This is a genomic window from Blautia sp. 210820-DFI.6.14, from assembly GCF_020558815.1.
In the GTDB taxonomy this organism is placed as follows: Bacteria; Bacillota; Clostridia; order Lachnospirales; family Lachnospiraceae; genus Blautia_A; species Blautia_A obeum.
This window is the reverse complement of the sequence record NZ_JAJCKS010000004.1, coordinates 150,969-165,996: the sequence shown is the minus strand read 5'-3', so window position 1 is coordinate 165,996 and position 15,028 is coordinate 150,969. Positions and strand designations below refer to the sequence as shown.

Sequence of the window (15,028 nt, the reverse complement as noted above, 5' to 3'; positions counted from 1 at the left end):
ATTTAGGGACTGTTTCTTGAATTTATAATACAACTCAGAATATATGTTCGTCAATTGGAACATCAGGTAGTCAATTCTCATGTTAGATAGAGGATGCTGACAGGAGGTAGTGTGTGCTAAATATGTAGGATTATGCATATTTATGGCATCGAAATTCACAGTTTACAAATATAGGCAAATATGCTACTATTTCTAAAGAAGCGGAAACATGAATTTCCGCAGAATATAAGCAAACTCAACGAACAAGAGAGTACATTTGTTGGCCACATTACAGAGAATTCCCCGATGGAAGAATTGCTATTCTATGAGTAGAAGAGTAGTGCAGAATGAAAAAGAATCATTCGATTCCTGTGGCTGAGAGGGAAGTGCAGGTGCAGATGGAAGATGGCTTGGGAGAGGTGCAGTCGAGATGAGCATTGATGTCAATGAGGCAATCATGTGATATGTTGGAAATGATAGTTCGGCAATTATTCAGACTGCAACAGGACCGCCTGTTATAGCGGAAGGGTATCATGACAGCGACAGATCATCATAGAAATGATTGGAATGTCAGACTGGAATCGCACCCGATGAGGTTTCTGACCGCGAGGCAGGAACGAACAGAAGTGGTAACACGGGCAGGACTCGTCTTCTCTATATAGAATAGAGAGGGCGTTTTTTTATACCCAAGGACTGCGGAAGCAGCGTGCTGCGTAGCAATCCGTTGAGTATTATTAAATTTCATATTCAGGAGGAGATAAAATGGACAAGCAGAAGTATTATATTACAACCGCGATTGCCTATACATCCGGTAAACCGCATATCGGCAATACCTATGAGGTCGTATTGGCAGATGCGATCGCACGTTACAAGAGACAGGAAGGATACGATGTATTTTTCCAGACAGGAACTGACGAGCATGGTCAGAAGATCGAGCTCAAAGCAGAAGAAGCAGGAATCACACCAAAGGAATTCGTAGATAACGTATCCGGTGAGATCAAGAGAATCTGGGATCTGATGAATACATCTTATGACAAATTCATCCGTACCACAGACGCTGACCACGAGAAACAGGTTCAGAAGATCTTTAAGAAAATGTACGCAAAAGGAGATATCTATAAGGGACATTACGAAGGAATGTACTGTACACCTTGTGAATCTTTCTTTACAGAGTCACAGCTTGTAGACGGCAAATGTCCGGACTGCGGACGTCCATGTGTTCCGGCAAAAGAAGAAGCATACTTCTTCAAAATGAGCAAATATGCAGACCGCCTGATCGATTACATTAATACACATCCGGATTTCATCCAGCCGGAATCACGTAAAAACGAGATGATGAACAACTTCCTTCTTCCGGGACTTCAGGATCTCTGCGTATCCAGAACTTCCTTCAAATGGGGTATTCCGGTAGATTTCGATCCGAAACACGTTGTTTATGTATGGCTGGATGCTCTGACAAACTATATCACAGGAATCGGATATGACTGCGACGGCGAAAGCTCCGAACAGTTCAACAAACTGTGGCCGGCAGATCTTCATCTGATCGGTAAAGATATCATCCGTTTCCATACTATTTACTGGCCGATTTTCCTGATGTCACTGGATCTGCCGCTTCCAAAACAGGTATTCGGACATCCGTGGCTGCTTCAGGGCGATGGCAAGATGAGTAAATCCAAAGGAAATGTTATTTATGCAGATGAACTTGTAGATTTCTTTGGTGTAGATGCTGTCCGTTATTTCGTACTTCATGAAATGCCGTTCGAAAATGATGGTGTCATCACATGGGAACTGATGGTAGAGAGACTGAATTCCGAGCTTGCAAATACTCTCGGAAACCTTGTAAACCGTACTATTTCCATGTCCAACAAATACTTTGGAGGTCTTGTAGAAAACAAAGGTGTCGTTGAACCGGTTGATGAAGACCTCAAAGCATTTGCACTGGCTGTTCCGGGCAAAGTTGCTGAGAAGATGGACAAACTGCGTGTTGCAGATGCAATGACAGAAGTATTTACGCTGTTTAAACGTCTGAACAAATATATCGACGAGACAATGCCGTGGGCACTTGCAAAAGACGAAGCAAAGAAAGATCGTCTTGCAACTGTTCTTTATAATCTGGTTGAGGGAATCACAATGGGAGCAACTCTTCTGGAATCATTCATGCCAGAGACAACAGAACGCATCCTTGCTCAGTTAAATGCGCAGAAACGTACACTTGAAGACCTCAAGACTTTTGGCCTGTATCCGTCAGGAAACAAAGTAACCGAAAAACCGGAGATTCTGTTTGCACGTCTTGACCTTAAAGAAGTACTTGCAAAAGTAGAAGAACTTCATCCGAAGAAAGAGGAACCGGTTGAGGAGAAAAAAGAAGAAAACGTGATCGACATTGAAGCAAAACCGGAGATCACATTTGATGATTTTGGTAAACTTCAGTTCCAGGTTGGCGAGATCATTGCCTGTGAGGAAGTCAAAAAATCCCGCAAACTTCTCTGTTCTCAGGTGAAGATCGGAAGCCAGGTACGCCAGATCGTATCCGGAATCAAAGCTCATTACAGCGCGGAAGAAATGGTAGGAAAGAAAGTTATGGTCGTTACAAACCTGAAACCGGCCAAACTTGCAGGAATTCTCAGTGAGGGAATGATTCTCTGTGCAGAAGATGCAGATGGAAAGCTGTCTCTGATGGTACCGGAAAAAGAAATGCCGGCAGGCGCAGAAATCTGCTAAATATAAGATAGCATTTGAATAGTTAGTGTAAATAAAATTATAGTAACTGAAAGTCTGATCCCCTGTGTATCGTGAAAGCGAACACGGGGGATTTGTTTTTGTATTATACTTGCGAAGCAATATGGTTTATGGGTATACTGTAGATAATTAATATTGCAGATAACAGTCAGACGTAAGATCAGACATGCGACCAAAATAATCTGCGTAAGATTTCAGGGAGGAAAAAGCCATGGAAAATGGACTTACACATTTTGATAAAGAAGGAAATGCAGTGATGGTGGATGTTTCCGGAAAGAATGTTACTTATCGGACTGCACTGGCAACCGGATATATTGCGGTAGGTCCGGAAATCATGGCATGCGTTACGAAGGGAAATGTCAAAAAAGGCGATGTCCTTGGCGTGGCGAGGGTGGCTGGAATCATGGGCGTGAAAAAAACATCTGAACTGATTCCCATGTGTCATCCGCTTCCGATTCAGAAATGTGCGATCGATTATGAACTGGATCAGGAAAAGAACCGGATCCATGTTTTCTGTACAGTAAAGACAGAAGGTAAAACAGGTGTGGAGATGGAAGCACTGACTGGTGTGCAGGTGACGCTTCTGACAATTTATGATATGTGCAAAGCAATTGACAAGCATATGGTGATGTCAGAAATCCATCTGATAGAAAAAACAGGAGGCAAAAGCGGAGATTTTCGTTTTGAAGAAAAAAATGATTGATCGTTGTGGAAGAAAGATAGATTATCTGAGAATTTCTGTGACAGACCGCTGTAATCTTCGCTGTATCTACTGCATGCCTGAAGATGGTATCCGATTAACTGAACGTGAAAAAATATTGCAGGAGCCGGAAATCCTTCGCATATGCAGAGTAATGTCAGAACTTGGAATCACGAAGATTAAAATCACCGGCGGAGAGCCGCTGGTACGTCCCCGGATTCCAGGATTGATTCGCCAGATTAAAGAAATACCAGGCATTCAGAAAGTGACACTTACAACCAATGGTATTTTACTGAAAGACCAGATGCAGGAACTTGCAGAAGCAGGCCTGGACAGTCTGAACATCAGCCTTGATACTCTGGACAGAGAATGTTTCTGCAAAATTACCCGAAGGGATCTTTTGGATGGAACACTCGATGGAATCAAAGAGGCAATGAAATATCCGGAAGTACAGTTAAAGATCAATTGTGTTCCACTGGGATTGGAAGAACAGGATCTTTGTGGGATAGCAGAGTTTGCACGTAAAAATCCGGTTCATGTACGTTTTATTGAAATGATGCCGATTGGATATGGAAGTTCTTTTGCAGGAATGCCACAGGAAAAGATTATGAATTTGGTGGAACAGAAATTTGGAAAAATGATTCCATATAATGGAAAACCTCTTGGAAATGGGCCATGTACGTATTATACTGTTGATGGATTTGAGGGAAAAATTGGGTTTATCAGCGCAATCAGCCATAAATTCTGTAGCCAGTGTAATCGTATACGGCTTACGTCACAGGGATATCTGAAAACCTGTCTGCAATATACGGCGGGACGTGATCTGCGTGCCGTTCTCAGAAACGGAGGAACAGATGAGGAGCTGAAGGACAGGATCAGAGCCGCACTGGCAGAAAAACCGGATGGCCATCATTTCAGAGAAAAAGCAAAAGAAGACGATACAGAGAGTTTGTGCATGTCACAGATAGGAGGATAATATGAAACGCGCAGCAATTATAACAGCAAGTGATTCCGGATACAGGGGAGAACGGGAAGATTTAAGCGGGCCCGCGATCAGGGAGATTCTGGAAAGAGAAGGATATGAAGTGATTTCCATGGATATCCTTCCGGATGATCAGGTAATGCTTGCAGGTAAATTGCAGGAAATAGCAGATTCAGAAAAAGCAGAATTGATTTTGACGACAGGTGGAACTGGTTTTTCTGAGAGAGATGTAACGCCGGAAGCAACAGAGGAAGTCATTGAACGTAAGGTTCCGGGAATTCCGGAAGCGATTCGTGCTTATAGTATGACGATCACAAAGCGTGCAATGTTGAGCCGTGCAACAGCAGGAATTCGAGGAAAGACACTGATCATCAATCTGCCGGGAAGTCCAAAGGCAGTGCGGGAAAGTCTGGAATATATCATTGATGCACTGGGACATGGAATAGAGATCCTTACGGGCGAAGCCGGTAATTGTGCACGAAAATAATAATATAGAAAAATACAGATGACCAGTCCAGGACTGGTCAATTGTAATATAGGAGAATTTGATTATGGGTAAAGTGATCGCAGTCTGTATCAGTGAAAAAAAGGGTACGCAGAAACATCCGGTAGAGGAAGCAGAATTTGTAGAGGACTGGGGAATTAAAAATGATGCACATGCAGGCAAATGGCATCGACAGGTCAGCCTTCTGTCTTATGACAAAATAGAAGCTTTTCGTGCGAGAGGTGCCGAAGTAGAGGATGGAGCGTTTGGAGAAAATCTTGTAGTGCAGGGGTTTGATTTTTCATCACTTCCGGTTGGAACCAGATTTCGTTGTGGAGAAGTTGTTCTGGAAATGACGCAGATTGGTAAGGAATGCCATCATGGATGTGCAATCTTTCAGAAGATGGGGGATTGTATTATGCCGCGAGAGGGTGTTTTTACAAGAGTTCTGCATGGAGGAAGCATCCGTGCGGGAATGGAGTTTGAACAGATTGACGGAGTAAACAGAGATGAGAGTTTATGATTGAGGAGCGGAAAGACGGATGGAAACACATATGATTTTTGAGACACATGCACATTATGATGATGAGGCTTTTGAACAGGACAGAGAGGCATTATTGAATTCTATGGAAGCACATGGAATTGGACATATTGTAAATGCATGTGCATCGATCGAGAGTCTGAAAGCGACAGAGGAACTGATGGAAAAATATCCCTTTGTCTATGGCGCCTTTGGAATTCACCCGGATGATGCAGAAAAGATGACAGAGGATACATTGAATGAGATCCGTCGTCTGTGCCATCTGCCAAAGGCAGTTGCGATCGGAGAGATTGGATTGGATTATTACTGGCATAAAGAAGAACGGGAACATGAGATTCAGAAGAAGATGTTTCGCGCACAGATGGAGATTGCCAGGGAGGAAAAAATGCCGTTTATGATCCACAGCAGGGATGCAGCCAGGGATACGCTGGAGCTGGTGAAGGAATGCATGAAAGAGGGAATGCATGGAGGGATTATCCATTGTTTTTCTTATGGAAAGGAAATGGCAAGGGAATACCTGAATATGGGACTTTATCTTGGAATTGGCGGAGTTGTAACGTTTAAGAATGCGAAGAAGCTGAAGGAAGTGGTGGAGTATGCACCGCTTGAGCAGCTTGTGTTGGAGACGGACAGTCCGTACTTAAGTCCGGAGCCGAATCGTGGTAAAAGAAACAGTTCGCTGAATCTTCCGTATGTGGCAGCGATGATCGCGGAGCTGAAAGGAATCAGCGGCGAAGAAGTGATCGCTGTGACAGAGGAGAATGCAAAGCGGCTTTTGTTCCGGAAGTGAGAAAATATAAAATATAGTATTATTAAAACTCCGTTTATGTATTCAGCAACAGACAATTCGAAAATTCAGAAGTACTAGAAAGAAGAAAAATAATATAAAAAACACCCCGGAAAAGAGATGAACTCGCTGCGCTCAGACAGCATCATTTTCCGGGGTAATATATTATTTCCTTCTTTAAGTACTTCTACAAATTTTCTCAGACGTCTGTATGCTCGAATACATAAATGGAGTTTTATTCTACATTTCCGTAAATTCGTTATTTCTTTTCCTCTCAGCTTCCGGAACAGGTGGTGAGCCTGGACCGGAAGAAGGTAGGTGTTAGTATTCAGAGTCGTCTGAATAGTCGGAGTCATCACTGTAATCAGACTCGTCGGAGTAGTCGGATTCATCAGAGTTGTCCGATGAGTCGCTGTAATCGTAGTCGTCAGACGAGTCGGAACTATCATCAGAACTGTCTGAGGAGTCATCAGAGCTGTCGGAGTTATCGGCAGCGGTATCATCCTGGGCGTTGGCTGCACTTACAGACCAGGTATCGTCTACGTATTCTCCATTGGAGTTTACCATATCGCCGTCGGAGTTGAAGGTAACATCAAGGAGATCGGTGTTGGTGGAAGGTTTTACGCTCAGGGACATGATTTCTTTAAAGCGGGCCTGGAGATTGGCAAGTGTAAAGGAATCATCTCCAAGGACTGTTCGTACTTCATGCTGTGAAGCAAGTTCTTCGGTGTAATCGGACAGCATGTACGGACTGAATACGCCGGCATCTTTGTTGTAATGCATTACCATTGGCTTTACTTCAGGATCCAGGATTTCTACGGTTGTTTTTCCGTTCTGGACGGTTTTCTGGATAGTGAAGCAGCCCATTCCTTCGAGAAGTGCATCAAAGGACTCCTGAGTGGATACGAAGTTTCCGAGTGAATAGAAGATCAGCATACTGTGGCCTTCTTTATCAGACATAGTTCCGTATGGCTGAAGGGTATGCGGATGACCGCCGATCACAACGTCAACACCCTGCTGCATAAGGAAGGTTGCCCATTCTTTTTCGTATTCAGTAGGCATTGGTTCCATTTCTTTGCCCCAGTGAGCGACAAAGATCAATACATCGCTGTTTTCTTTGGCTTTCTGGATCATGGAAGCTACTTTGTCTTTTTCAAAGATGTCGATCATGTATTCTTTGCCTTCGCCGGCACCGGAATTGTTGGTACCATATGTATAATCAAGGAAAGAAATCTTAATACCGTTTACCTCCAGCACTTTGACGGAATTTGCATCTTCTTCTGTCTCATGGATTCCGAGAACCGGTACATCCGGATGGCTGGTTTTCCAGTAATTCAGTGTCTGTGCCATATAGTCATATCCGTAGTCATCGATATGATTGGTTGCAGACTCGATTACATCGAATCCTGCATTGATCAGTGCATCACCAACTTCCGTCGGAGTTGCAAAGGATGGATAACCACTGACAGCATCATGGTCTGTTGTAAAGACGGTTTCCTGGTCTACCATGGCAATATCGGCAGCCTGGATCTCATCTTTGACATTTTCGTAAATTTTGTCATAGTTCCATGTACCAGAGTCGGATTTGCCGGATTCAATCAGTGAATCATGAAAGAGATTGTCACCGACTGCGACAACAGTTGCAGTGGAAATTTCCGGAGCTTTGGCAGCTGCCTCGGCTTTTTCCTTTTGCTTGGCTGCTTCTTTTGCAGCCTGGTCTGCAGGTTTCTGGATCAGTTGATAATCAAGCTGGTGAAAAACAAGAACCAGAAGGAGTATGACTACAATGGAACAGATCAGGCCAATGCGGGAATTGATCTGTTCTTTCAGGTTTAAGGGGATGTTTTTGTTTTTTTTCATAATAAATTCCTTTGTGTATTTTGTGAGACCTAAAAAAGTCTGTTTATGTTCAATTCACCATTATAGCAAATAGATTACTTTAAAGAAAGAATTAAGTTAAAAAAATAAGTGTAAAAATACTTTGTGCTTCAAATAAAGATACGCTATAATAAAAAATAACGAATACAGAGAGACTGCGCCCAGGGGTCAGGAAGCGGAGGAGAGACGCATGAATTCATATGAAACAGTGAATAATATTCTGGTGAGATTGTTTAAAGATATTCTTGATATTGAAGAACGAGCACTGATCACATCAGAATATAAAGATATATCAGTAAATGATATGCATATTATGGAAGCAATCGGTATACAGGAATCCAAGAATATGTCTACAGTGGCCAAAACAATGTCTGTTACGGTGGGAACACTGACGATTGCAATCAACCATCTTGTGAAAAAAGGCTATGTAGAACGAACCAGAAGTGAAGAGGACAGGAGAGTTGTCCTGGTTTCTCTTTCAGAAAAAGGAGAAAAAGCTTATCTTCATCATAAAATCTTTCATGAGAAGATGGTCATGGCAGTGCTTGACAGCCTGAATCCGCAGGAAACCAAGGATTTAACGAAAGCATTGCTGAAACTGCAGAGATTTTTTGATGATTACGGAAAAGAGTAGGAGGTGCAAATAGCTGCACCTCCTTTTTGTATCTGAATTTACAGCGGCAGAATGGCCGTTTTCTTTGACTGTCAGTTTTTGGAGATGTTTCTGCATGTATTTTTGTAGTACTGGAAACTGGACAGGACCGATTTCAAGAAGATATTGGTGAAAAGCTTTTGGATTAAAGTTGTTGCCGAGTACAGTTTGCCATTCTGTCTTCAGATCAAGAAAACAGAGGTATCCCCAGCAGTATTTCAGATAATTGGCGGGCGTTTCCACGATATACTGGTAGATCTCAGATATTGCATTTGTATTTGTGATTCCAAAAAGTTTCAGCAATCTGGCGGCTTCGTCCTGACTCCAGCCATAATAATGGATGCCGATGTCCAGAAGGGAATAGATGCACAGATTAATACTGCGGTTCAGCCAGGTAAGACAGACATAGTCAGAGCCATCATTATCATCCAGATAATTGGAAGCATACTGATATCCATAAGATTCTATATAAGTTGCCCAGCCTTCGATGTAGCCGCTGGAGGTGATCAGATAGCGGATATCAGAAGGTTCTGTGTTTCCAAAGAAGATAGTCTGATACAGATGTCCTGGAAATCCCTCATGAGACAAAGTTGTAAAAAGTTCCAGGTTACTGCGCTGGTCTGAAGGATTAATATAGATGATATTGGGGGTTCGGGTGTCAAGCGGAGGAGTCAGATAGAAAGCCGGACTCAGGTATTCCTGCATGGATCTATGTACATAGCGTACGGTGTAGTCTGTCTCTGGCAGAGCCGGAAAATCTTTACCAGTTTTTTGGCAGAGAGCAGTGAGAATGTCCTGTGGTTCCATTTCGGGAAGGTCGAAATGGCTGTTCAATTTGCGAAGCAGAGAAGGATTTTGCTTCAGAATTTTCTGTGCATTGTTCATATCAGCTGCAATCTGCCCGGCAAGTCGTTTCTGCATTTCTCTGACTGGTGTATAGGAGCCGGTCTGGCTCTGCAGCAAATATTCATAATATTTTTTTCCTCCATTTAAGTGTGCAAGTCCCTGACTTGGGCGGCCGGTGCCACGGAGGGACTGCAGACCAAGAATCAGATTCTGATAGGCAGGAATTACCTTGTTCAGAAGAATCTGTTTATGTTTTTGGATGAGAATATCCTGTTCTTTTTGAGGAAGTTTTCCGAAAGATTTCAATTTTTCGGCGAAAATATCCAGCATATAATTGGAATCGGGCTCCTTGATAAAGCTACGGCATTGATCCAGAACACGGTCCAGTGTTGTATCACTCATAAAATATCCCTGCTGTGATTTTTCCTGTTCAAAAGCAAGAATGCTTTCAAAATATGGTTCTACAGAGACAAGAAGGTTCAGATAGTCTGCGATATCCTGCTTCTGATAGAAGGCATATTCGGCGAGCAGGACGGGAAGTTGTGCCTGAATTCCAAGACTGGGACTTAAAGGTTCATAAAGGATGGAATAGTCCTGATAGTCAGCCTGTGTTTTGTAATACAGAAGAAGCATGTCGAGTGTGGGCCGGTTGGATTCAGAAAGACCGGAGGTTTTGAATGTCTGAAGCTTTTTGAGCGTTTGGGATGTAAAATCTTCTGCTTCAGAGGAGGTATTGGAAAGGAAGGCAGAAGATGTGTTTGTTAATTGTGAAGAAGGCAGAGAAATTGTACCAAGTGTAGCTTTGGGGCGTTGTATCCCTTTCTTTTCCGGATAAGCCAGTGAATAATGAAGGTTCAGCATATTGCCGGAAACTTCTTTTTGAAAAAGTTCTTCTGTAAATTGCTCAAAACGACTGTCTGCTGAGAGCAGGTGTGTGTTTGCCCAGCCAAGGACAGTTCCAAGCAGAAAAACGAGACACAACGTGCCTGCAATCAGAATACGGGATGTTGGTCTGTGGAAAGATAACTTCATAAAGACCTCGAAGGAGTGCTTTTTACTATCTTATTGGAAAAAAAACGATTGTATGCTAAACTGATAGGCAGCAGCTGTGAGTGAACAGCAACGTAGAAAGTGAGGCGGAAGCTGATGGAAAATAATATATATGATCTGGCAATTCTTGGTGCAGGGCCGGCAGGAATCTGTGCTGCAATCTATGCCACAAGAGCAAAGTTAAATACAATCTGGCTGGACAGAAAATTTGTGCAGGGCGGACAGATCGTGGACACATATGAAGTAGACAATTATCCGGGACTTCCTGGAATCACCGGACTGGATCTGGGTGAGGCGATGGCAGGCCATGCAGAAAAACTTGGACTGAAACCAAAGAGAGAGCCAGTTCTTTCTGTTACAGACGAGGGAGAGATCAAGGTGATCCGGACCAAAAAGAATGAATATCATGCAAGGGCGGTAATCATAGCCTGTGGAGCGACACACCGTCATCTTGGAATTCCCGGAGAGGAAGAACTGGGTGGTATGGGAGTTTCCTATTGTGCAACCTGTGATGCGGCCTTTTTCCAGGAAGGGACAGTTGCAGTAGTAGGAGGCGGAAATGTGGCTGTGGAAGATGCAATTCTTCTTTCCCGGACTTGCAAGAAAGTTTATCTGGTACACAGACGTGATGAACTTCGTGCGGAAAAAATTCTTCAGGACAGTCTGTTTGGCTGTCATAATGTTGAACTGGTGTGGGACAGTGTACCGGTATCTGTGGAAGGTGAGGACAAAGTGACGGCACTGAAAGTACGAAATGTAAAAACGGATGAGGAAAAGGAAATTTCGGTGGATGGAGTGTTTATTGCAGTAGGAATCGTGCCGGGAAGTGGAAAGTTCAAAGATCTTGTGAAGATGGATGAAAGCGGCTATATCATTGCTGGAGAAGATGGCGTGACAAGTACACCGGGCATCTTTGCCGCCGGCGATATCCGAACCAAGAATCTGCGTCAGGTAGTAACTGCAGTGGCAGATGGAGCCAATGCAGTGGCATCTGTTCAGCGCTATTTGATGGAGTATTAAAGCGTAAATAAAGAAAAATTTGACAAATCTATTACAATTGTGTTAAGATACATAACTGTTGCGCGTAAATTATGTATTTAACAAACGCAAAGGAGTAATAGATGAAGAAAAAAATAACAGCAATGTTATTGGCAATATGTTGTATCAGCAGTACATGGACCGTTTATGCAGATGATTTTTCCAGTGGTTCATCGGAGGTTGAGATTGAGATCACAGAAGATGAGGATGCGGATGTGGACGATGTTGAGATCACAGAAGACGCAGATGCAAATGATGAAATGTTTTCTGACGGGACAGAAAGCAGTACTTCCGGTGGGGATATCAGTGCAATGGCTAATCAGATCGTAGCGCGGGCAGAGATACAGGCACAGGAATATCAGCAGCTGAAAAAAGAAGCAAAGAAATATGCAGATGCACAGGAAGTGGCAAGACGTGCGCAGGAGATCAAAGAAGAAACTGCCCGTATTCGTAAGCAGGCATTAAAGGAGGCTGCACGAAGAAAAGAAGAAAAGCGTGTGGCGAATCGCCAGGCAGTCGCGGATTTTGCAGTACAGTTTGTTGGCAATCCATATGTATGGGGCGGAACAAGCCTCACGAACGGTGCAGACTGCTCTGGATTCGTGATGTCTGTATTTGCAAACTTTGGCTATGAGCTACCGCGAGTGGCAGCAGCTCAGTACAGTGCATCCCAGAAGAGAGATCTGAGCCAGATGGAAGTCGGAGATCTTGTCTTTTATGGCAGTGGAATTTCTCATGTAGCCCTGTATATTGGAGATGGCAAAGTCGTACATGCGCTGAACTCCAATAAAGGGATTGTAATCACAGATTATAATTACGATACACCGGTTGGTGTTGGAAGTTATATGGAATAAAATCAAAGAGTTATAGTTCTACGCAATTTGTAGAACTGTGACTCTTTTCTTTTGGCAAAAATTGTCGAAGAAAGAGGGGTATTTAGCAAATTGCACAAAGGTTGTCGAATAATGGGGGAAAATGTGGATAACGCGAAAAATGGTGTAAAAGTTATCCACATCTTGGAAAGGTTGAAAAATCGAGATATTTGAGTTATACACAAAGTTATCCACATTATCCACAAAAAATTAATGTGGAATAAGAGATTTACATAAATAAATAAAAAACAAATGTTTTGGTTAATAATGATGAAATTAAGAAATTCGACAAAAAAATAAAAAAATCTATTGACTTTTTCATAGTGAAAATATTAAAGAATTTTGCATTCAAAAGAAAAATTTTAAACTTTCAAAGAACAATTATCTGACAATAATGCGGGCCGTATATAGGTATGATTTGCTGCCCGGGACAAAAAAAGCAGGAGGGGATCACCCCTTCTGCTTCATTCGTTTAATAACTTTCAGGCGAGTAAATTCCTCACGCTCTTTTTCCTCAAGTGCATTCTGGATGTCCTTGGTAAGTGCTTCATAACGAGGAATCGTAATATTCTTGAGAGCATTTGCTCTTTTCTGTGTTTTTTTGATGTTTGCAGCCAGACGGATCGCGGCATTTTCGATACCGGCGAGCTGGATAGAGAGCTCTTTTACCTTTTCGAAGGCAGCTTTTGCCTGATCAAGAGAAACTCTGGTGCTGTAGTAAGCATAGGTAGGCGTGTTTGTCAGTTGTTTGTCATATTCAACCAGAGGAATTTCAGTTCCCATAACGCTGCGTGTCTTGATCCTCACAGAATCTTCCACAGGGACAGTATAAGAAACCTGCTGTACAAATGCGATTCCAAGCTCCATATTGGCTTTCTGGAGCGCTGCATAGGCAGTACGGAAGGTTTCATCAATCTGAGCCTGTATATCCTTGGCTTGGTCAATCAGTTCCATCATTTCACGGATCAGGATGTTTCGTTTCTTGTCCATCAGCTCAAATCCCTGACGGGAAAGAGCCAGAGAATTTTTGGCAAGTATCAGATTACCCTTGGTGGGGAAGGTATTCGGATCCATAAACAGTCACCTCCCCTTAGCGAACAGTCTCTTTATAGTACTTGTTCAGGATTTTTGTATCGATTCGGTCGAGTTCTTCTTTTGGAAGAAGTCCCAGAAGCTCCCAGCCCTTATCAAGTGTTTCGGTGATACTTCTGTTTTCTGTTTCGCTCTGTCCGACAAATTCTGCTTCAAATGCTTTACCGAAGACAAGGTAACGTTTGTCAATCGGGGAAAGTTCATCTTCACCGATAACGGAAGCCAGAGCTCTTGCATCGCCTACTTTTGCATAGCAGGAGAAGAGCTGGTTTGCAACGTCCTGATGATCTTCTCTGGTGAAGCCTTCTCCAATACCATCCTTCATCAGACGGGACAGAGATGGAAGTACGTTGATCGGCGGATAGATTGCCTGGCCATGCAGCTGGCGGTCCAGAACGATCTGACCTTCGGTGATATATCCGGTAAGGTCAGGAATCGGATGCGTAATATCATCGTTCGGCATGGTCAGGATCGGAATCTGTGTGACAGAACCGGTGCCGCCCTGTACGATACCGGCACGCTCATAAAGAGTAGCCAGTTCACTGTACAGATATCCAGGATAACCTTTACGGGAAGGAATCTCGCCCTTGGAGGAGGAAACCTCTCGCATAGCCTCGCAGAAGGAGGTGATATCTGTCAGAATGACCAGGATATGCATGCCTTTTTCAAATGCCAGATACTCTGCAGCGGTAAGTGCGATCTTTGGTGTCAGCAGTCGTTCAACGACCGGGTCGTTTGCCAGGTTCAGGAACATGACAACGTGATCAGAAGCACCGCTTTCTTCGAAAGTACGGCGGAAAAATTCTGCAACATCGTATTTAACACCCATAGCTGCAAAAACGATTGCAAAGTTTTCATCGGAATCACCGCCCAGAGAAGCCTGCTGTACGATCTGTGCAGCCAGCTTGTCATGTGGAAGACCATTTCCGGAAAAGATTGGAAGTTTCTGACCACGGATTAGAGTAGTCAGACCATCAATTGCAGAAATACCGGTATTGATATAGTTTCGTGGATATTCTCGCGTGACCGGATTCAGCGGAAGACCGTTGATATTAAGGTTAACCTCCGGAGTTATCGCACCGAGTCCGTCGATCGGCTGACCAATACCGTTGAAGGTACGGCCGAGGATTTCCGGTGAAAGACCGATCTCCATCGGATGTCCGGTGAGTCGGGTATGTGTGTTGCCAAGGGACATATTGTCAGTTCCTTCAAATACCTGGATAACTGCTTTGTCCTCATAAATCTCAATGATACGGCCGATCTTCTGTGTTCCGTCATCCATATGGAATTCGACGATCTCCTCAAAAGAGGCATTCTTTACACCTTCCAGAACTACCAGAGGGCCGTTTATTTCACTTAAACCTAAATATTCAATTGCCATAAAAACG

Annotated in this window: 13 protein-coding genes; 9 read left to right on the top strand and 4 right to left on the bottom strand. The window is 43.3% G+C overall.

Features of this window, described 5'->3' with window-relative positions:
* Positions 1-741 precede the first annotated feature (741 nt).
* The 6 genes from metG to LI112_RS05655 all read left to right on the top strand — a co-directional run bounded on the left by metG (position 742) and on the right by LI112_RS05655 (position 6,215).
* Positions 742-2,700 carry a methionine--tRNA ligase gene (metG, locus tag LI112_RS05680; protein WP_117739268.1) on the top strand — a complete coding sequence of 653 codons (1,959 nt, stop codon included), beginning with the start codon at positions 742-744 and terminating at the stop codon, positions 2,698-2,700.
* Between the two features lie 229 nt (positions 2,701-2,929).
* Positions 2,930-3,421: a cyclic pyranopterin monophosphate synthase MoaC gene (moaC, locus tag LI112_RS05675; RefSeq protein WP_022388192.1), complete on the top strand. Its 492-nt coding sequence runs from the start codon at positions 2,930-2,932 to the stop codon at positions 3,419-3,421.
* On the top strand, positions 3,414-4,394 hold the full coding sequence (gene moaA, locus LI112_RS05670; RefSeq protein ID WP_118367823.1) for a GTP 3',8-cyclase MoaA: 981 nt from the start codon (positions 3,414-3,416) through the stop codon (positions 4,392-4,394). Before moaC ends, moaA begins: the two co-directional genes overlap by 8 nt.
* 1 nt (position 4,395) lies before the next feature.
* Positions 4,396-4,887, top strand: a complete 492-nt coding sequence (locus LI112_RS05665; protein ID WP_005425653.1) for a molybdenum cofactor biosynthesis protein B — start codon at positions 4,396-4,398, stop codon at positions 4,885-4,887.
* Positions 4,888-4,951: 64 nt separating this feature from the next.
* Positions 4,952-5,407, top strand: a complete 456-nt coding sequence (locus LI112_RS05660; protein WP_022388194.1) for an MOSC domain-containing protein — start codon at positions 4,952-4,954, stop codon at positions 5,405-5,407.
* Between the two features lie 31 nt (positions 5,408-5,438).
* Positions 5,439-6,215, top strand: a complete 777-nt coding sequence (locus LI112_RS05655; protein ID WP_055055863.1) for a TatD family hydrolase — start codon at positions 5,439-5,441, stop codon at positions 6,213-6,215.
* Between the two features lie 318 nt (positions 6,216-6,533).
* On the opposite strand, the gene LI112_RS05650 is transcribed toward LI112_RS05655, so the two are convergent.
* Positions 6,534-8,072 carry a CapA family protein gene (locus tag LI112_RS05650; RefSeq protein WP_173909227.1) on the bottom strand — a complete coding sequence of 513 codons (1,539 nt, stop codon included), beginning with the start codon at positions 8,070-8,072 and terminating at the stop codon, positions 6,534-6,536.
* A 208-nt stretch (positions 8,073-8,280) separates the two neighbouring features.
* Between LI112_RS05650 and LI112_RS05645 the strand changes: the two genes are divergently transcribed.
* Positions 8,281-8,724 carry a MarR family winged helix-turn-helix transcriptional regulator gene (locus LI112_RS05645; protein WP_022388197.1) on the top strand — a complete coding sequence of 148 codons (444 nt, stop codon included), beginning with the start codon at positions 8,281-8,283 and terminating at the stop codon, positions 8,722-8,724.
* Here the strand turns inward: LI112_RS05645 and LI112_RS05640 are convergent.
* Entirely contained in the window at positions 8,668-10,620 is a 1,953-nt protein-coding gene (locus tag LI112_RS05640; RefSeq protein ID WP_022388198.1) for a DUF885 domain-containing protein, read from the bottom strand. The genes LI112_RS05645 and LI112_RS05640 overlap by 57 nt on opposite strands.
* Positions 10,621-10,734: 114 nt before the next feature.
* On the opposite strand from LI112_RS05640, the gene trxB reads away from it, so the two are divergent.
* Positions 10,735-11,658, top strand: coding sequence for a thioredoxin-disulfide reductase (gene trxB / locus LI112_RS05635; protein ID WP_227190342.1), 924 nt, complete (start codon positions 10,735-10,737; stop codon positions 11,656-11,658).
* Positions 11,659-11,759: 101 nt separating this feature from the next.
* On the top strand, positions 11,760-12,530 hold the full coding sequence (locus LI112_RS05630) for a C40 family peptidase (RefSeq protein WP_227190341.1): 771 nt from the start codon (positions 11,760-11,762) through the stop codon (positions 12,528-12,530).
* A 468-nt stretch (positions 12,531-12,998) separates the two neighbouring features.
* On the opposite strand, the gene LI112_RS05625 is transcribed toward LI112_RS05630, so the two are convergent.
* Both LI112_RS05625 and LI112_RS05620 read right to left on the bottom strand, forming a co-directional pair.
* On the bottom strand, positions 12,999-13,622 hold the full coding sequence (locus tag LI112_RS05625; RefSeq protein ID WP_022388200.1) for a V-type ATP synthase subunit D: 624 nt from the start codon (positions 13,620-13,622) through the stop codon (positions 12,999-13,001).
* A 16-nt stretch (positions 13,623-13,638) separates the two neighbouring features.
* Positions 13,639-15,021: a V-type ATP synthase subunit B gene (locus LI112_RS05620; RefSeq protein ID WP_118367818.1), complete on the bottom strand. Its 1,383-nt coding sequence runs from the start codon at positions 15,019-15,021 to the stop codon at positions 13,639-13,641.
* Positions 15,022-15,028: the final 7 nt, after the last annotated feature.